This window comes from Lysobacter sp. 1R34A, assembly GCF_051217035.1.
Classification (GTDB): Bacteria; Pseudomonadota; Gammaproteobacteria; order Xanthomonadales; family Xanthomonadaceae; genus Lysobacter.
Window position 1 is genome coordinate 1 of the sequence record NZ_JBPKJP010000082.1, and the last position, 18,701, is coordinate 18,701.

Sequence of the window (18,701 nt, forward strand, 5' to 3'; positions counted from 1 at the left end):
GCAGCCACGCACCCGCGCCCAGCGCGAGCACGCCGGCGCCGGCGCCGAGCAGCCAGCGGCGGCGATGCCGGCCCTGCACGGTGGCGGCGGCGACTCGGTGGTCCTGCGCAGAAGTGTCGCGGATGCTCATTTCGGTGGGACTCGGGCTTGGCGGTTTATCCATAACCCAAGCACAACGCGTGCCAACCGCAAGTCTTTGATTTAAAAGGGCGGACACCGCCGTCCGGGTGTCCGTCCGGACGGACAGCGCGTCCGCCGGACGTGTCCGCCACGGGGCGCGGATAGAATGCGGGCATCCCCCAAGGAGTTGCCCCAGCATGTGCGGAATCGTAGGTGCGATCGCAGATCGCGACGTGGTACCGGTTTTGATCGATGGCTTGAAGCGACTGGAATACCGTGGCTATGACTCGGCCGGCATCGCCGTGTTCGACGGCGCCGACCTGCGCCGCGTGCGCCGGACCGGCCGCGTCGGCGAGATGGAAGCGGCGGCCCAGGCCGAAGGCTTCAACGCCTCGGTGGGCATCGGCCACACCCGTTGGGCGACCCACGGCGGCGTCACCGAAGCCAATGCGCATCCGCACATCAGCTTCGGCGAACTGGCCGTGGTCCATAACGGCATCATCGAAAACCACGAAGAGCAGCGCGAGCGTCTGCGCGCGGCGGGCTACAGCTTCGAGTCGCAGACCGATACCGAAGTCATCGCCCACCTGATCCACTTCCACCAGTCGCAAGGGGGCGATTTGCTGGTGGCGGTGCAGGCGGCGGTGCGCGAGTTGGTCGGCGCGTACGCCATCGCCGTGGTCAGCAAGCGCGAACCCGACCGCCTGATCGCCGCGCGCATGGGCTGCCCGCTGCTGATCGGCCTGGGCGAGGGCGAGAACTTCGTCGCCAGCGACGTCTCGGCGATCCTGCAGGCCACCCGCCGGGTGATCTTCCTGGAAGAAGGCGACACCGCCGACGTCACCCGCGCCCAGGTGCGCGTGTTCGACGGCAACGGCGCGGCGATCGAGCGCGAGGTGCACGTCTCCGACGTGTCGCTGGCCTCGCTCGAACTCGGCCCGTACCGCCACTTCATGCAGAAAGAAATCCACGAGCAGCCGCGCGCCATCGCCGACACCATCGAGGCGGTGATGGACGACGGCAAGTTCTCGCCGCAGCTGTTCGGCGCGCAGGCCGAGTCGGTGTTCGCCGGCATCGAAGGCGTGCAGATCCTGGCCTGCGGCACCAGCTACTACGCCGGCATGACCGCGCGCTACTGGATCGAAGCCATCGCCGGGCTGCCGTGCCAGGTCGAGATCGCCAGCGAATACCGCTATCGCGCCGCGGTCGCCAACCCCAAGCAACTGATCGTGACGATTTCGCAGTCCGGCGAAACCCTCGACACGATGGAAGCGCTGAAGTACGCCAAGTCGCTCGGCCACGACAAGACCTTGTCGATCTGCAACGTGCCGGAAAGCGCGATTCCGCGCGCGAGCCAGCTGGTCTATTACACCCGCGCCGGTGCCGAGATCGGCGTGGCTTCGACCAAGGCCTTCACCACCCAGCTGGTGGCGCTGTTCATCCTCACCGCGACCCTGGCCAAGCAGCACGGCAGGCTGTCGGACGAACAGGAAGCCGAGTTCATCGATGCCCTGCGCCACCTGCCGGGCAGCGTCCAGCACGCGCTCAACCTGGAACCGCAGATCACCGCTTGGGCCGACCGTTTCGCGCCGAAGCAGCACGCGCTGTTCCTCGGCCGCGGCGTGCATTACCCGATCGCCCTGGAAGGCGCGCTCAAGCTCAAGGAAATCTCCTACATCCACGCCGAAGCTTATCCGGCCGGCGAGCTCAAGCACGGTCCGCTGGCCCTGGTCGACGCCGACATGCCGGTGGTGGTGATCGCGCCCAAGGACAGCCTGCTGGAGAAGGTGAAGTCCAACATCCAGGAAGTGCGTGCGCGCGGCGGCGAGATGTTCGTGTTCGCCGACCTCGACAGCCACTTCGGCGAATCCGAGGCGGTGCACGTGATCCGCACCCCGCGCCACGTCGGCGTGCTGTCGCCGGTGGTGCACGCGATTCCGGTGCAGTTGCTCGCCTACCACGCCGCGCTCGCGCGCGGTACCGACGTCGACAAGCCGCGCAACCTGGCCAAGGCGGTCACGGTCGAGTAAGCGAGCAGCGTCGTCGCGCAGCGCCCGGGACCGCCCGGGCGCTGCGCCGCGTTGCGGTCCGGGCCCGTGGCGGCATCCCCATCTCGGTATCACGGGCAACCGGAGGAGGCTTTCCCCGGCGGCGGGAAGCTGTTGAAGTAGCCAAGGCACCACGCGGCACCGACCGCGCTGTGAGCCGGCGCACGATAGTGGTCGCCGAACGATGCGTACCTCAAGCGGGCACTGTCCCCGCCTCATCGGAGTCGATACCAGGATGACCGATACCGAGACCCAGACCGAACGGACGGCGGCTGCCGCGGCGACGTCTGCCGCTGGAACATCTGCGGCCTACCGGAACGACCGCGCCCATGTCGTGCATTCGTGGTCGGCGCAAGCCTCGCTGGACCCGGTGGTCGTCGCCGGCGGCAGCGGTTCCCGCTTCTGGGACGAGAGCGGCCGCACCTGGCTGGATTTCTCCAGCCAGTTGGTCAACGTCAATCTCGGCCATCAGCACCCCAAGCTGGTCGCCGCGATCCAGGCGCAGGCCGAGCGCCTGTGCACGGTCGCGCCCTATCACGCGAATGCAGCCACCGCCGAAGCGGCGCGGTTGATCGCGCAAGCGGCGCCGGGCGATCTGGACAAGGTGTTCTTCACCAGCGGCGGCGCCGAAGCGGTGGAGAACGCAGTGCGCATCGCCCGGCATCACACCGGTCGCGTCAAGGTCCTGTCGGCGTATCGCAGCTATCACGGCGCGACCGCCGGGGCGATATCGCTGACCGGCGATCCGCGCCGATGGGGCGCCGAACCCGGCATGCCCGGGACGGTCAAGTTCTGGGGGCCGTATGCCTATCGCTCGGCCTTCCACTCCGACTCCGAGGCGCAGGAATGCGAGCGGGCGCTGGCGCACCTGGCCGACGTGCTCATGGTCGAAGGCCCGCACACCGTGGCGGCCATCGTGTTGGAGTCGGTGGTCGGCGGCAACGGCGTCCTGGTTCCGCCGGACGGCTACCTGCGCGGCGTACGTGAGCTGTGCGACCGGCACGGCATCGTCATGGTGGCCGACGAGGTCATGGTGGGATTCGGGCGCTGCGGCGAGTGGTTCGCGATCGATCGCTGGGGCGTGGTCCCGGACCTGATCACTTTCGCCAAGGGCGTCAACTGCGGTTATGTCCCGCTGGGCGGCGTGATCATCAGCGAGCGCATCGCCCAGACCTTCGCTCACCACGTATTCCCGGGAGGCCTGACCTATTCGGGCCATCCCTTGGCCTGTGCGGCCGCCGTCGCCTGCCTGAACGTGTATCGGGAAGAAGGCATCATCGAGCGCGTTCGCCGCCTTGGCGAGGAGCTGGTGCGGCCCGCGCTGGCACAGCTCAAGAACCGGCATCCGTCGATCGGCGAAGTGCGGGGCCTCGGCATGTTCTGGGCCTTGGAACTGGTGCGCGATCCGGCCAGCCGCGAGCCGCTCGTTCCGTACAACGCGACCGGCGCCGACAACCGGCCGATGGCCGAGTTCGCGACGGCGTGCAAGGACAGGGGGTTGTGGCCGTTCGTCCATTTCAACCGCGTCCACATCGCGCCGCCGCTCAACATCAGCGAAGCCGATCTGCTTACGGGGTTGGACATCGTCGACGAGGCCTTGAACGTGGCCGACCGTTATCTGGTCCAGTAGCCGGGCGTCAGCCGAGCGTTGGCCGCACCACGTCCGCGCTTCGTGCAGCGCCTGAGTTAGAGGCGCCCTGCCGCAGTGAAGGAAGCCCGGCATGCCGGGCTTCCTTTTATGCCGCATCAGGCGGTGGCGGCTTTCTCCACCAGCGCATCCAGGCCGAAGATGTCGCGGGTGCTGTTGGAGAAGATCACCGAGAACACTTCGTCATGGTTGCGGAAGGCCTTGAACTCGAGTGAGTTGCCGCTCGGGTCGCTCAGGAACATGGTCGCGTGTTCGCCGGGCAGGTCGCGCATGCGTACGTGCGGCGGATCGATGAACGCATGCCCCCGCGACTTGATTCGGTCGGCCAACGAGCTCCAATCCTTCCAGTCGAGGTTCACTCCGAAGTGCGGCACCCGTACGGTCTCGCCGTAGAACGCGGACCCGAACGAGGTGTCGGCGCCCTCGCTGCCGCCGGGTGTCTGGTGGATGACCAGGTGATGACCGTAGAAGTCGAGGTCGATCAGGTTCCTGGTCGACCGGCCCTGTTTCGCGCCGAGCACGTCGCAATAGAACTGGCGGGCTTGCTCCAGGTCGTGCACGCCGATGGCCAGATGGAACTGACGGATGGCTCCGCCGCCGTGGCCGCCGGCCGGCTTGAGGACGATTTCGCCGACCGCGGCGCGTTCGGCGGCGTCGTGGCCGTCGGGCATCGCCGCGGCGTCCTGGATGTTCCGCCAGAACGAGGTCCAGGCGGTCATGCTGTCGCAGAAACCGTCCTGCAGCGCCTCGACGCTGCCGCTGTCCATGGACGCGATCTCGTCGCCGATGAGCTTGCGCAGATTCTCGCGATGGGCGATGTCGTGCTCGCCGACATGCAGTTCCCAGAATTTCCAGGCGATCGTGTCCTTGCGTTGTTGGATGTAGGGGTTGCGCAGCAAGTGCTCGTACAGCCGGGCGAGATAGATCTGGCAGACGCACTCGCCGCCCATGCCGCGCAAGCCGATGCCGTAGGCCGTGCTGTAGGCGGGGTCGATCAGGTTGGAGCGGGCCTGGTCCAACAATGCGATGTTGCCGGCCAGCGCCATGCCGTCCAGCGGCGGGTGAGCGATCCCGAGGCTGCTCAGGAATTCGTCGTACAACTCCGGATGCGCTTGGGTGTGGTCGCCTTCGCCGAGTTCGTCGAGGAGAATGTCGGCGAGGAAACTGCGCATGCGGCCGGGCTGCAATCTGGCGATCAGCAGCGCGATGTCGGCGATGTAGTAGACGGTGAAGTAGCGGTACTGCACCAGCAGCGAGAACAGGCGATCCGGGCTGGCGGTTTCGACGAAGGAGAACATGTCCTTGGCTTGTTCGACGGTCGTATCCTGCAGATCGTCGGCGAGTTTCCAGAACTGGGCGATGTCGACGACTTTGGTGGAACACGGCTGTGGTGGCGAAACAGTCTTCATCTTTTGGTCCGTCCTGTGATGGCAGCAGTGGATGACTTGGATTGCCCGGGCCGCGGCCGATCCCGTGCTCGCCGTGGCCCGCTCGATCGGGTGCCTGGGGCGTGGGGCCGCCGTGCACGCGTTTTGCTTCGATAGCCTTCGCCTGCGACAAAAGGCCGTTCGTGATCGCGATGCAGGTCACACGATGGGCCGGAGCGGATGCGCGGCAAGTCACGTTATCAAGGCATCGCAGCACGTTCTGCGACGCCGGGAGCGTTCGACGAGAACGCAGCGTCGGTTGAACCGCTGCGGTGCGGGAGTCGCCGGCACAGGGCTCGTCGTTTATCGAAACGTCGGTCCGTCGCAGCCGCCGCGACTGGCGACGCGGCCCTCGATCGGGTGAGCTGAACAGGGGAGATGCGTTCGACGCAGCGTTTCGGACCGGCCGGGCCGCGCCGGTCGCAACGAAAACGCGATCGCTGCGCCACGCGTAGCCTTCGGACGAGCGCGCGCAGCGCGATGCCGGGTTTGCTTCTGCAGCCGGTGCAGCGCAGCCGGCGCTTGCCGGTTTGTGATGCGGTGGCGGATGCCGCTGTGACCTGCGCAACTGCATCGCCAGCGTGAATGCGGTTAGCTGGGCGCGTCCGTCGAATGCACTCGTCCGACGACATTCGCGACGGACCGCGACCGCGCCAGGGCGCGCGGCTGGATGTTCTCAAACCAAAGGAGATGGTATGTCGATCGTTCGAGACTGGCTGGACCGGACCGGTGCCGGCGTTGTGGTGTCGACCTTGCTTTGCTGCGCGGCGTTCAGCGCGGGCGCTTCGGAGATGAAGGCCAATGCGGAGATGCTCAGCGCCGCCAAGCGCGATCTGGGCTTGTCCGCGATCCAGGCCGCCCGCTGGCTGCAACTGCAGGATCGGGCGCCGGCGACGGCGGCGCTGGCGCAGCGGCGCCTCGGCGCGCATTACGCGGGCACCTGGATCGAACGCGGGGACAAGGATGAAGTGCGATTGGTCGTCGCGACGTCCGATCCGCGCTCGCGGCTCACGCTTGAGGGCGCGCAGGTGCGCCCGGTGCGTTACAGCCTGGCCGAGCTGGAAGCGGCGAAAGCGCGGCTGGACCGCAGCGCGCAGGCGCGGGTGCCCGGCATCAGCCGACCGCTCGACGGTGTGCACGCCTGGCATGTCGACCCGGCCAGCAACTCGGTGCTGATCAGCGTCGCGCCGGATCGGATGGAGCGTGCGATCGACTTCGCCGCGGTCAGCGGCGCCGCCAGCGGTCTGCTGCGCTTCACCGCCATGGAGGGCGCGCCGCAAGCGACTGCGTCGGTCTATACAGGTCGCGCTTACCAGAAGAACGGCGCGCCTTCGTGCTCGGTCGGTTTCTCGGTACGGCAAGGCGCGACCAAGGGCTTCGTCACCGCCGGCCATTGCGGGACGGTGGGCGAATCGATCTGGCTCGACGGCGCGCCTGCCGGCTATATCGCCGCGTCCGAATTTCCGGTGGCCGACCGGGCCTGGGTGGCCCTCGGCGCTCAGCACGACGTGCTGCCGTGGGTGAGCAACTACGCCGGCGCGTATTTTTACGTGCGGGGCAGTAACGAGGCCCACTACAACGCGATCGTCTGTCGCTCAGGGTGGAAGACCGGCTATCAGTGCGGCTTCGTCATCGCCAAGAACGTCAGCGTGAACGTCGTGGGCAGCGCGGGCGGCGGCATCGTCTATGGCCTGACCCAGACCAATGCCTGCGCCGGTTTCGGAGACTCCGGCGGCGGCTGGATCGACGTGTACGAGCACGCGCAGGGAGTGACCTCCGCCGCGAACATCCTTCCCGGCGCGGAGCACAATTGCGGCCAGTTCCTGGCGGCGACCTGGTTCCAGCCGGTGAATCCGATCCTCGAGCAGTACGGGCTCAGCCTGGTCACGCTGTAAGCGGTATTCGCGATCCGCCGCCGCATGCCGCGCGCGGCAGCGTCATCGATCAGCCGTGTCGCCGGCCGACCGGTGGCGGTCGTATGAGCGCTCGCGGTTGCCCGTAGCGCGGTCCTGCGCTGCGACGTCATCGCAGGTCGTCGCGTCGCCAAAAAACGGGAGCGCCTGGCGTTCCCGTTTTTTTTTTCGCCCGCATCCGGATCGCGGCGCTGACCGGGCCGTGGTCTCTCCTCGCCGGTCGCCTCGCCGGACGCGCGGGACGGCGAATCCGTTTCATCCATGCAACGTCCTGCGCCGCGCGGACGCCGCGTTGTATTGCAGGTGATGGGCGCCATGGGCGCACTCAACCGATACCCAGGACCCGGCGAGGCAGGACCGCTCGCCGGACAGCGTTCCGACGCTGACTTCAAGGAGAACCCCATGCCGCCGGGCCGTCTGCTCAACCTCAACCAAATCGTCGCCGGGGTACGTCCGGCTGTCGCGGTCGCTCCCGCCAGGCCGATCAAGATCGCCACCCCGATCGCTGCGCCTGCAGTAGCAGCGCCCGCCGTGGTCGCGCCCGCGGTCGTGGCGCCCACGGTGGCCGCCGAAGTCGTCGCGCGCCCCGCGGTGATGCCGGCGATGCGGATCAACCCGGCGCTGCTGCGTGCGCAACCGGCGATCATCGCCCAGCTCGAGGGCCGCACGGTGCGGCCGCGCTTGAACGATCTGCGCCCGGGGCTGTTTCCGATCAAGGCCGACGCCGGTTTCGTGCGCTCGCAATCGCCGCATCCGATCAGCCCGAGCGCCGCGCCCGACGACCGCTGCCTGTTCGAGGATCCGCACAACCCGCAGCAGCGCTATTGGCTGCCGCGCTATCGGGTGCGCAACGAGGGCGGCCGCTACGAGATCAAGGTCGCGCAGGCCCAGGACGGCCTGTGGGCGGTCAGCGTGGCGGTGGAAACCTATCCCGCCGCCGAGATCGCCGATGCCGCGCGCAGCGCGCAGATGTTGCCGATCGCGCGCAGCGCGGTGATCAGCTACCGCGCCGCCGGCACCGCGATCGAGCAACGCTTGCCGGTCGGCGAGTTGATCGACGACCCGCGCGGCGGCTGCGTGGCCATGTTGCGCCTGAGCCTGGCCGAACGCGACGCCTTGTTGCGCGCCTTCATGTCGAGCGAGTCGCAGGCGCGGTTGCTGGTCTCGCGCGGCTACACCGTGGCGGTGCCGCTGCCGGCCAGCCCGGCGCCGGATGTGCCGAAACGCCAGTTGATGATGATCAAGGGCCAGATGCTGCTGTCGCGGGCGCCGCAGGCCAGCGTGTCGGCGGCGGCCCTGTCGCGCATGCCGGCGGCGAGCCTGCGGGTGGCGCCGACGGCCAAGCCTGCCAGGCCGGCGATGATGCATCCGGCGCTGATGGCGCGCGGCGCGGCGATGCCGGGCATGCGCATGCACATCAAGCGCCGCGGTTTCGACGGCGAGCCGATCATCGTCCAGCCCGAGCCGGAGCCGCAGCCCGAACCCCAGCCCGAACCGCAGCCGGCGCCGGAACCGCGCTACGACGTGTCCAACCAATCGCAGGACTGGGCGATCCCGCTGTTCTTCGATCCGGTGCTGCATTCCTATCTGTACCCGTCCGGTGCCCAGCCCGGGCCGGCGGCGCCGCGCTGGGTGGTGCATTCGCTGCGCTATCCGGCCAGCGGCGGCCGCAGCCACGCTTACTTCCAGGACATGAGCGATCCCTCGCGGATCTATTACCTGCCCGATGCGTTCAAGCTCGCGCGCCGCAGCGAGGCGCCGCATGCGCCGTCGCTGGCGTTCCGGATCGACCAGGGCGCCGACGCCGAAGACGCCAAGGTCGACCTGACCTGCGAGGTGCGTCCGGTCACCGACGGCGAGCGCCTGCTTGCCGCCCGCCGCGAACTGGCGGGCAAGGTGCCGGCCAGCGCCGACAACCCGCAGCGCGAGTTCGATCTGCGCCTGCTGCGCGCCAGCTCGACCCTGCAACTGGCGCTGATGCGCGATGGCGCGATCCGCTCCGAGACGGTGCCGGCGACGATCGACTGGGACAACGGTTTCACCGTCAACGAGCGTTTCGCCTTCGACGACTTCCAGGAAATCTTCGCGGTGCTGATGTCGTTGTCGAACTCCAACCTGCTGCAAGGCAGCGTGGTGGTGTCGACCGGTGTCAACGAAAACGTGATGGTGCCGGTCAAGCTCAACTTCGCCGACATGGAAGGCGAACTGTTCCAGTCGATCGAAACCCCCGATCCGAACACCGGCGCGGTGGCGGTGCGCCTGCTCAACGCCACCGAGAGCAAGCTGCGCATCGCCCGCCTGCCGACCTGGATCACCCGCGGCGAAGGCCTGGTCGAAGGCCGCATCGAGGGTCTGGACCTGAGCCAGCCGGTCGAGATCGCACCCGAGCAGGGCATCGATTTCGTGGTCCAGCCGACCGCCGCGCTCAGCGGCAGCGCGCCGGCCGATGCGATCTTCAACACCGCCTCGGTGCGCAGCATTCCCGACGGCGAGGCGATCATGAAATACACCCTGGACGAGACCATCGACCAGGAGACGGTGCGCCCGGTGCGCTTGATGACCACGCCGGAAATCCTGCTCAACGCCGGCCAGGTCGCGGGCGAGATCGCCAGCATCATCGTCGAGTTCCGCGGCAACAAACGCGCCGTGCTCGACGCGGCCAACCTGGCCGTCGACGTCGACGTGCCGGTGCCGCTGATGGACATCCTGTTGCGGCGCGACAGCGAAGGCTTCTACGAATACCGGCAGACGGTGGTGTACAAGTCGGGTCAGCGCCTGCCGAGCACGCCGTGGTGCCGCACCGACGAACCCGCCGTGTTGATCGCGGGGGCTTGAGCGATGTCGTTCTCCGGTCGCCCCGATTGGCGCATGCCGATGCAGGTCGGCGAACGCATCGCGTTCGCCGCCTACGAACGCCCCGGCGCGTTCCAGTTGCCGCCGGTGGCGCTCGCCGCGCGCGGCGCCGGCGGCGAGCCGCCGCTGCGGCTCGACATCTTCCAGCAGGACCGCGGCCAAGCCGGGCTGGAGCGCTTCTCGATCCTGTCGATCGCCTTCGCCGCCGACTTCGGCCTGGAGCAGGCGCGCGGCGCCGCGTTCGACGCCGGCCGGCGCCTGGCCTTGTCGGCGTTGCCGAACGAAGGCGGCTGGCTGCGCCTGAGCGCGGTCGAAGCGCTGGATCTGCCGCCCTCGCTCGGCGAACTGCTGCCGCTCGACAGCGCCAGTCTCGGCTCGATGGGGCTGGCGGTGCGCCTGGACAGTGCCGCGACCGATCTGTTCGTCGCCGCCCTGCAGCGCGGCCTGCTCGCGGTCAACGGCCAGGCCTGGCTGCGCGTGCGCGGCGTGGCCGACCGCCTGCCGCTGACGCTGGACTTCGATCCGGCCGCGTTGTTGGCGGCGGTCAGGGGCCTCGGTGGCGGCGCTGCCAGCGTGGATCTGGACCTGCTGCGCCGCCGACTGATCGAAGCGCCGCAGAGCATGGGCCTGGGTCTGGCCGCGAGCTCCGGCGATCTGCTCAAGGAGCCGCTCGCCGATGCGCTGATCGACCGGATTGTGACCCGGTACGCCACGTTGCTGCCGTCGCCGGCCGACGCCGCCACCGGCGTGCGCGTGGTCTTCGATGGCGCGGCGATGATCAGCGGTTCGGTGCGATGGAACCTGTCCGAACCGGTGCTCGCGCCGCGCTTGTTCGCGGTGGAGGCCGACCCGCTCGGCCCGCTGCGCTCCATGCCGGCGGCGAGCCTGCACGACACGGTGGTGCGCCGTCACGATGTGCGCAGCCTGAGCAGTGGTTGGCGCGCGCTCACGGTACGGCCGAACCTGCCGGAGCGGCGCATCGGCATCGTCCAGGCCCAGGTCGACGTGCAGGTGCCGGCCAAGCCGCCGGCGCGCATGTTCACGATCAAGGCCTCGGCCCGGCTCGCCGCCGCGGATCGCCCGACCACCCTGGACCTGCGCCTGTCGCCGAAGGAAGAACTCAACTACGCCTGGCAGGCCACCGCGTTGATGCTGTCGGACGGGCGCGCCGAAACCATCAAAGGCCCGCTGCGCCATTCGACGCGCGAGCATCTGATGGTCGCGGCGGACGATTTCGGCCTGCGGTTCGTGCCGGTCGAAGCCGAGCCGGTGTTCGTCGAGCAGGCCGACATCGAGGTCGAGTGCCAGGGCCTGCGCAAGGGCAAGCCGTGGTCGGCGCGCGCCAACCTGGACCGCACCTCGGCCAGCTTCGCCTTCGCCATTCCGGCCGACGTCGAGCAGGCGACCATCCGCGCCCTTGCGCGCGCGCGCAGCGACGGCACCCTGCGGGCGATGGCGCCGGTCGAGGCAGAGCCGCTGCGTCTGGACGCCTTCAGCTTCGAGGGCAGCGGCTCGCGCGAGCTGGCCCTGCATTGCGAATTCGACGACGGCGCGCCGCAGCGGGTGATCGAGATCGCCCCCGAAGACGCCGTCGACCAGCCTGCGCGACGCAGGCAGGTGAGATTCACCCGCAGCGCGCCGCAGGCGCAGTGGACCTGGCTGTCGCTGTCGCCGTTCCGTTCCGGCTATCGCTGGCGCTGGTCGGCGCAAGCGCCCTGGTCCGAGGTGCTGCAACCCGACACGCCGCTGCGCTTGCACAGCAGCGACGCCCCAAGGACGACGATCGGAGAACGCACATGAGTGCCGGCGACAGCAGCTATCAATACGAAGACATTCTCGGCGTGTGGGTGGCGCCGGCCGACGAGGCGGCGAGCTGGCATTACCGGGCGCGTTCGCCGGGCTTGGCCAGCGGGCCCGACGGGCGGCCGCAGTTCACCCTGATGAGCGCCGGCAGTGTGGTGATGCTGGCGCTGACGAGCGCCTGGGGCGTGCCGGCGGCGACCTTGGATGCGATCCGGGTCGAACTGGCCGCGCGGGCGCAATTGCCGCTGGAGCGGGTGACGCTGCGCCAGGCGCCGGTGACGGTCGAGGGCGCCAGCCTGCTGCTCGGCGACGGCCATGGCGCGTACGTCGCGCTGGCCCACAGCGAGTCCTCGGGCGTGCCGCCGTACCACGCCGCGTTCAACCTCATGCTCGACGGCGAGCAGGCGGCGAAGGTGCGCAAGGCCTTGCAAGGCGAACACGGCTGGATGGCGGTGCGCTACAGCGTCGCCGATGCGGCGCCGATGCGGCGCAGTGCCTCGAGCTACCGGAGCGAATCGGCCGAGGTCGATCTGTCGCTGCGCTCGGACCAGAGAGACGAAGCGATCAGCGCCAGCCGATATCGGCAAAGCCGGGTCGAAAGCGAAGACGCCGGCGAGGCCGGCGATGCGCAGCAGTACACGGCCGACGCCGCCGACTGGGGCCTGCCGCGCAGCTAGGTTTGCGGGCCGGTCGCCGTCGTGCGCGGCGGCCGGCCCGGGTTGGGATCGTCCCGCGGCCGCGAACGCGCTCAATCGCGCCGTTCGCGGTGCGGTTCGGGTCCGCTGAAGACGCGCATTGCGTCGGCGGCGATGCCGCTTGGGAAAAACGACGAGAGCCGCGCGCGACGACCAATCGCGTCGATGCCCTTCGCCTCCGATACACCGGTTCGCGTCCGCAAGCGCGCATCGACGGGGGTGCGTGCGCGCTCGAAATCGACTGAAAAACAGCTGGAAATGAAACTGTGACCGTTGTCCGGTGCGAAGCGTCGAAGGCGTTTGAATCATTCGTACTGAACTACGTTGCGTCGCGAAGCACGTTGGCGGCAACGCACGGACGAAGCGCGCAAGACAGTCGCGGAACAGGTAGGCGCGCAACAGGAACGCGCGCAATTCAGACATCGGATAAGGAGCAGCTCCATGCTTAAGATCGACAACGTAGATACGCTTCACGACCACGTGGTCTATGGCGACGACGCCAACGACTTCACCTACTACATCATGCCGAACACGCCGAACTTCGCGAAAATGGCCAGCGGCGGCCTTGCGCTGCGCTTCGTCGAGTACGGCCAGATCCGCGAGGATGGCGGCAAGAAATTCGGCGGCTTCATCGCCTTCGACACCGAGCTGTCGGTCCCCGCCGACGTGCAGGCCAAGATCGCCGCCGACCTGCAGAAGAAGCTCGCCGAGAAGTACAAGGGCAAGACGCCGCCGAAGGTGGCGATCGCGCCGGTGACCTGGACCGACGGTACCGTCGAGCTGTTGCTGACCGAGGGCGGCGCCCTGGTCGAGAAGATCCGCGGCGCCGGCAAGCCGTCGATCTACGGCAAGAACGTGGCCTCGTTCATGGTCGAGCTGAGCGAACTGGGCACGGCGATCTTCAAGGAAACCCTGAGTACCGGCTCGGCTTCGGCGGTGCAGGTCGTCTACAAGATGAACTGCTACATGCGCCTGCCGGAAATGAAGGCCTGGGGCACCTGGAACGCCTCGGAGTTCTACCGCTTCGTCCAGGAGGTCAAGACCGAGGACAAGTTCTGGGGCGCCGACAGCTACAGCGAATCGGTCAATTCGAGCCGCTGGAAGAACGACATCACCAAGAGCCACTTCGAGTTCGTGCAGGCGCCGAACCTCAGCCCCGAGGACAACGCCAAGCTCGAGGCCGACATCCGCGCGATCATCAACAAGCAGCTCGAAGCCGCGGTGCAGCGCAACCTGCTCAAGGAAATCGCCGAGGTCGACCCGAACGTCAAGGAGCTGCAGGAAGGCCAGGACATCGAGAACATCCGCCGCAGCATCAGCAAGACCCAGATCGCCAACGTGCGGGTGGAGTGGAGCGAGGCCAAGGCGGTCATCGTCAACCGCAACCCGCAGGGCATGTTGCCGACGATCACCTCGCTCAAGGACGACAAGAACAAGCCGCTGAAGTGGGAGGACTACTACTCCAAGATCAACCTGGACGAGTTCCTCAAGACCGTGCAGGTGGTGATGCGGGTCAACGCCGACTTCGCCAACCTGCCGATCCACAGCGTCGAGGTCAAGATCCGCTACCCCTACGGCCCGAACAAGAAGGTCCAGGAGTTCGTCTTCACCAAGCCCGACGACGTGGCCAAGTTCGAGGCCTTCGTGCACGAGGGCAAGCGCGACTTCACCTACCAGGTGACGGTCAACTACAAGGGCGCGACGTTCAAGCAGGTGTCGGAAGAGATCAAGACCGACGACACCAATCTGACCATCAACGTCGACGACCTGGGCGTGCTGGCGCTCGACATCGGCCCCGGCGACATCGACTTCGCCCAGGTGCCGCGCACCCAGGTGACGGTGCGCTACAAGGGCGGCAAGCAGCCGGTCGAAGCCAAGTTCAACATGACCAAGGACACGCCGACCTTCCAGCTGCGCAAGATCATCGGCTCGCCGCGCACCAACGATATCGACCTGGAGTTCCTGTATACGCTCGCCGACGGCCGCCAGGTCAAGAAGACGGCGAAGCAGCAGGCCAAGGAGCTGTATGTCGACGACCCGTTCTCGGCCTCGAAGACCGTCAGCTTCCGCGCCGCCGGCGACCTGACCGCCGAGATCGCCTCGATCACGGTCGACGCCAGCTACACCGACACCGCCAACAAGTACTCGCAGAAGAACATCGTCACCCTGTCCAGCGAGATGACCTCGTTCGACTGGACCTTCCCGGTGGTCGACGAGACCCTCGGCGAGGTCAAGTACTCGGTCACGACCCTGTTCGCCGACGGCACCAGCAAGGAAGAGACCGAAAAGGTAGCCTCGCGCTCGACCATCCTGGTCGGCAAGAAGCTCGAGGCGCTGGAAGTGGCGGTGGTGCCGGACCTGCTCAACTGGGACGAGCTGAAGATGGTCAGCGTGGCCTTGTCGCACGGCCCCAAGCGCATCGACCTGCGCTTCAAGCCGGGCGACGAAGAGAAGAGCTGGAAGCTGCCGCTCAACGACGGCGACGCGCCCGAGTACAAGGCCACCGTCACCTACTTCCTCACCGACGGCAAGCGCAAGGTGGTGGGCCCGGAAACCAAGACCGACCTGACGGTCTTCCTCGAGCTGCCGGCCGCCTGACCGCACGGGCCCGGCCGCTTGCCGGCCGGGCCCGGCGACGGGCCGGGGCTTGCGACAGCCGGGCCTCTCGACCGCCGGCCTTACCCGAACGTCCCATCACGCTTGACTCGGAAGGAGTCCGATCATGCTTCTCCTCGACAGCCGCACTCGCGAGATCAACGGCATCTCGGTCTTCCCGGACCATGCCGATCCCGAGCAGTGGTATTACATGCCGACCACGCCGCACCTGACCACGGTGCGCGACAACGGCCTCGGCATGGACGTGCCTCAGTTCCTCCTGATCGGTTTCCGCGGCGACGCGGGCACCGGCGGGTTCCTCAATTTCGACTGCAACATCGGCGCCAGCCAGAAGCAGCTCGACGACCTCGCGCGCGAGATCGCCAACAGCGAAAACCTGCGCAACAAGCCGCGCATCGCGCCGGTGCCGCTGGAAGACGGCTCGGTGAAGCTGCTGATGCTCGGCAAGGCCAGCGGCGATGTCGCGCCCACGCCCGGCGCCGGGCCGCAGTTCGTGCTCAAGATCGACCAGTCGGCCAAGCCGGCGCTGTACGGTTCCAACCAGGCGGCGTTTTCGGTGCGCCTGGACCAGGACGGCTATACGGTGATGGAGCAATGCCTGGAAGGCGAGATCCTGCCGGTGGCGGTGATCTATTCGCTGGACTTCCTCGGCCTGCGCCCGGCCTACAACATCAGCCTCAAGGTCGACTGGGAGCGCGTCCAGAAGCACATGGACGAAAGCTTCTCCGGCGGCAACATGTTCTTCTCGACCGAGATCGGCAAGGCGGTGGACGAACTGGTCGACAACCGCGCGATCGTGCTGGAGGCCGACACCTTCGTCGCCGAGGGCGACGACACCCGCGGCATCATCGACCGCCGCGACGCCGCCCTGGCGCAGGTGCGCAACATGATCACCGACGCCTTCTTCCAGGTCAGCCTGCCGCCGTGGACGCCGGAAAAGAAGTCCGACTTCGAGCGCGGCCTGGACGCGATCGGCAAGTTCGCCGCGCAGTCCTCGGCCCAGGCCGCGGGCGGGCCGATCGGCGCGCTGATGCCGAGCTTCAGCTACAAGCGCATGGACTACAAGCGCGTCGACAAGAAGAAGCTCAACGTCAACTTCTCCGAGCGCGTGGCGATCAAGCGTTCGATCTACCCGCAGGGCCATCTGGCGGCCTTGTTCAAGACCATCCGCGAAGGCAGCGTGCCGCGCGAGCGCCTGGTCAAGCAGATCAGCCTGGACAACGACTTCTTCAAGAAGCGCCGGGTCAAGGTGATCTCGCGCGCCGACCTGGCCGCCGACGACATCGGCAGCATCAACGTGCGCGTGCGCTACGGCGACAAGCCGATGAACGCGCTGTTGGGCGCGAATGCCGGCGAGGCGAATTTCGAATGGTTGAGCCAGCTCGAACGCGGGACGATGAAGCGCGAGGTGCAGGTCGAGTACGAAGTCAGCTTCAAGGGCGTGGACGCGGCCGAGCGGCCGATCAAGCTCAAGTCCAAGCCGCAGGTCTACGACGTCGAGAACATCGAGATCATTCCGCGCGACCTGTACACGATCAATACCGTGCCGGTACTGGCCGAGAACTTCCCGTGGGAGCGCTACAGCTCGGTCGAGGTGTTCCTGCGCTATCGCGACCCGGCCAACAAGATCAACCAGAACGACATGGTGCGCCTGACCAAGGATGCCCCGGGCGGCAGCTGGAAGATGTTCATGCTCGACCCAGCCAAGGTCAACTACGAGGTGCGCACCGTGTTTCACGCGATCAGCGGCGGCGACGTGGTGCGCGACTGGATCACCCTGGACGAACCGCAGGTCACGGTGCGCAACCCGTTCCCGACCCGGCGGGTCGTGCAGGTGGTGCCGAACTTCAACTGGAACGAAGTGCAGGAGGCATTCGTCGACTTGCGCTACGTCGACCGCGCCAACAACCTGCAGCAGGAAATGCAGATGTCGTTCCAGGAAGGCAGCTCGGCGCAGACCTTCGCCGTTGACCTGCGCAACCCCGAAGTCAAGGGCGTGTTCTACAGTGTCAGCATCCTCTACAAGGACGGTCGCGACATCGAGGAGATCCCCGAGTCGGTGACCAACGGCAACCGGGTGATGCTGAAGTCGGGCATGAAGGGCCGGCGCATCGTCACGGTCAAGCCGCCGCTCGATTTCGCCAAGCGCAAGATGCGCCGCACCAAGGTCTCTCTGCGCTTCGAGGACTTCGCAGGCGGCCTGTCGTTCGCCGAGGACTTCGAGTTCGACAGCGCCCAGGCCACCGGCGAGTTCGAGTACGACTACCTCGACCCGGCGCGGATGCGCTACGAGTACAAGGCCAGTTACCTGCTCGAGAACGGCACCAACAAGAGCACCAACTGGACCGCGACCGATGCGACCGACCTGGTGCTGAAGATGCCTTGAGGTTGCCGGTGGTTGTCCGCCCCCGCGGAGGCGGGGATCCGGTGGCCGCAGGTCGCAGGGTTCGGCCCGTGCGCATGTCCGCTCTGCGGTGCGCGCGGGTCGGCCGCGATTTCGCGGTCCCGGGCTGCGGCGCGCAGCGAACGCGCCAGGTCGCCGCACCGCCGCGGGTTTCGTCCCGCGGCGGCGCGGTCCGCACGTACAAGGATCGTTCCGCCGCGCGCACGTCGCCGCGAGGAACTCTCGCATTCTGGAGTTCGTCATGCTCAGCCTCGAAAAGCCGATCACCGTCGATGGCATCACCGTGTTCCGCGACCACGCCGACAAGAACCAGTTCTGGGTCCTGCCGGGACCGCCGCAGCTGGCCGTGCGCGCGGCCGACAAGCGCAAGGAATTCAGTTTCCTCAAGTACCGCGTCGCCGACGCCGCCGCAGCCGACAAGGGCGGCGGTTTCGTGATGTTCGTGACCACCCTGCAGCTGTCGCCGCAGATGGAATCCAAGATCATGAGCCGGCTCAATTCCGAGCCCGGCGTGTCGCCGCCGGTGCGCCTGACTACCGCGACCTTCGAGGAAGGTTCGGTGCAGTGCATCGCCTTGAACGTGCAGGGTGGCGGCGGTACCTCGGCGCAGCCCGCGGCGCCCGGGACCTTCAATGCGGTCGAACACATCCTCGGCGCCTCGGTGCCGTCGATGGACGCGGCCAACCGCGCCGCCTTCAGCCTCAGCCTGTCGGCCGAGGGCGCGACGATACTCGAGCAGGCGCTCAGCGACGGCATGACCCCGATCGGGGTGATCTACGATCTCAAGTACCTGGCGATGCGACCGGCCTTGCGGGTCACCATCACCGCCGACTTCGAGCGCATCTTCAACCACTTCAGCGCCAGCCTCGAAGGCCAGTACGCCTGGTTCAAGGCCGGCATCGACGCGGCGTTCGAGTCGCTGGTGCAGAACGGCGTGATCGACATTCAGGTCGAGGCCTTCACCGACGCCGAAGACCGCCGCGACCAGGAAAAATGGGCGCTGGACTTCTTCAAGGACGATCTGCTGAGCAAGTGGTTCGAACCGACCCTGACCCCGGGCCAGCTCGCGACCGATGCGGCGCGCGCCGGGCCCGGCACGGGCACCGGTGGCGGTACCGGCGGAACGGGCGGCACCGGCGGCACTGGAGGCACCGGGGGCGGCACGGGGGGGGGC

At 67.5% G+C, this 18,701-nt stretch carries 10 protein-coding genes; 9 read left to right on the forward strand and 1 reads right to left on the reverse strand.

Annotated features, from left to right (window positions below; all coding sequences use genetic code 11):
* Nucleotides 1–317: 317 nt before the first annotated feature.
* Both glmS and ACSAMQ_RS15870 read left to right on the forward strand, forming a co-directional pair.
* On the forward strand, nucleotides 318–2,150 hold the full coding sequence (gene glmS, locus ACSAMQ_RS15865; RefSeq protein WP_435396577.1) for a glutamine--fructose-6-phosphate transaminase (isomerizing): 1,833 nt from the start codon (nucleotides 318–320) through the stop codon (nucleotides 2,148–2,150).
* A gap of 253 nt (nucleotides 2,151–2,403) precedes the next feature.
* Nucleotides 2,404–3,798: an aspartate aminotransferase family protein gene (locus ACSAMQ_RS15870; RefSeq protein WP_435396578.1), complete on the forward strand. Its 1,395-nt coding sequence runs from the start codon at nucleotides 2,404–2,406 to the stop codon at nucleotides 3,796–3,798.
* A gap of 116 nt (nucleotides 3,799–3,914) precedes the next feature.
* Here the strand turns inward: ACSAMQ_RS15870 and ACSAMQ_RS15875 are convergent, their stop codons facing one another.
* Nucleotides 3,915–5,225, reverse strand: a complete 1,311-nt coding sequence (locus ACSAMQ_RS15875) for an iron-containing redox enzyme family protein (RefSeq protein WP_435396579.1) — start codon at nucleotides 5,223–5,225, stop codon at nucleotides 3,915–3,917.
* Nucleotides 5,226–5,824: 599 nt separating this feature from the next.
* Between ACSAMQ_RS15875 and ACSAMQ_RS15880 the strand changes: the two genes are divergently transcribed.
* From ACSAMQ_RS15880 to ACSAMQ_RS15910, 7 genes are all read left to right on the forward strand, one after another.
* Complete coding sequence (locus tag ACSAMQ_RS15880) at nucleotides 5,825–7,138, forward strand: S1 family peptidase (RefSeq protein ID WP_435396580.1); 1,314 nt, start codon at nucleotides 5,825–5,827, stop codon at nucleotides 7,136–7,138.
* 420 nt (nucleotides 7,139–7,558) lie between these two features.
* Nucleotides 7,559–9,991 (forward strand): hypothetical protein, encoded by a 2,433-nt coding sequence (locus tag ACSAMQ_RS15885; RefSeq protein ID WP_435396581.1) that lies wholly within the window; start codon nucleotides 7,559–7,561, stop codon nucleotides 9,989–9,991.
* A gap of 33 nt (nucleotides 9,992–10,024) precedes the next feature.
* The gene (locus tag ACSAMQ_RS15890) at nucleotides 10,025–11,809 is read left to right on the forward strand and encodes a hypothetical protein (protein WP_435396582.1); all 1,785 of its coding nucleotides are present in this window, start codon (nucleotides 10,025–10,027) and stop codon (nucleotides 11,807–11,809) included.
* A complete protein-coding gene (locus tag ACSAMQ_RS15895; RefSeq protein WP_435396583.1) occupies nucleotides 11,806–12,489 on the forward strand; it encodes a hypothetical protein in 684 nt (227 codons plus the stop codon). The genes ACSAMQ_RS15890 and ACSAMQ_RS15895 overlap by 4 nt, the downstream gene beginning before the upstream one ends.
* Nucleotides 12,490–12,948: 459 nt before the next feature.
* Complete coding sequence (locus tag ACSAMQ_RS15900; RefSeq protein ID WP_435396584.1) at nucleotides 12,949–15,105, forward strand: hypothetical protein; 2,157 nt, start codon at nucleotides 12,949–12,951, stop codon at nucleotides 15,103–15,105.
* A 124-nt stretch (nucleotides 15,106–15,229) separates the two neighbouring features.
* Nucleotides 15,230–17,509: a hypothetical protein gene (locus tag ACSAMQ_RS15905; RefSeq protein WP_435396585.1), complete on the forward strand. Its 2,280-nt coding sequence runs from the start codon at nucleotides 15,230–15,232 to the stop codon at nucleotides 17,507–17,509.
* A 259-nt stretch (nucleotides 17,510–17,768) separates the two neighbouring features.
* Nucleotides 17,769–18,701 (forward strand): hypothetical protein (locus ACSAMQ_RS15910; protein ID WP_435396586.1); only part of this gene is annotated, 933 nt, incomplete at its 3' end.

Coding starts and splice junctions, on each gene's coding strand:
- ACSAMQ_RS15900 (WP_435396584.1), top strand. CDS start 12,949: ATGCTTAAGATCGACAACGTAGATACGCTTCACGACCACGTGGTCTAT.
- ACSAMQ_RS15890 (WP_435396582.1), top strand. CDS start 10,025: ATGCCGATGCAGGTCGGCGAACGCATCGCGTTCGCCGCCTACGAACGC.
- ACSAMQ_RS15870 (WP_435396578.1), top strand. CDS start 2,404: ATGACCGATACCGAGACCCAGACCGAACGGACGGCGGCTGCCGCGGCG.
- ACSAMQ_RS15895 (WP_435396583.1), top strand. CDS start 11,806: ATGAGTGCCGGCGACAGCAGCTATCAATACGAAGACATTCTCGGCGTG.
- glmS (WP_435396577.1), top strand. CDS start 318: ATGTGCGGAATCGTAGGTGCGATCGCAGATCGCGACGTGGTACCGGTT.
- ACSAMQ_RS15875 (WP_435396579.1), bottom strand. CDS start 5,225: ATGAAGACTGTTTCGCCACCACAGCCGTGTTCCACCAAAGTCGTCGAC.
- ACSAMQ_RS15885 (WP_435396581.1), top strand. CDS start 7,559: ATGCCGCCGGGCCGTCTGCTCAACCTCAACCAAATCGTCGCCGGGGTA.
- ACSAMQ_RS15905 (WP_435396585.1), top strand. CDS start 15,230: ATGCTTCTCCTCGACAGCCGCACTCGCGAGATCAACGGCATCTCGGTC.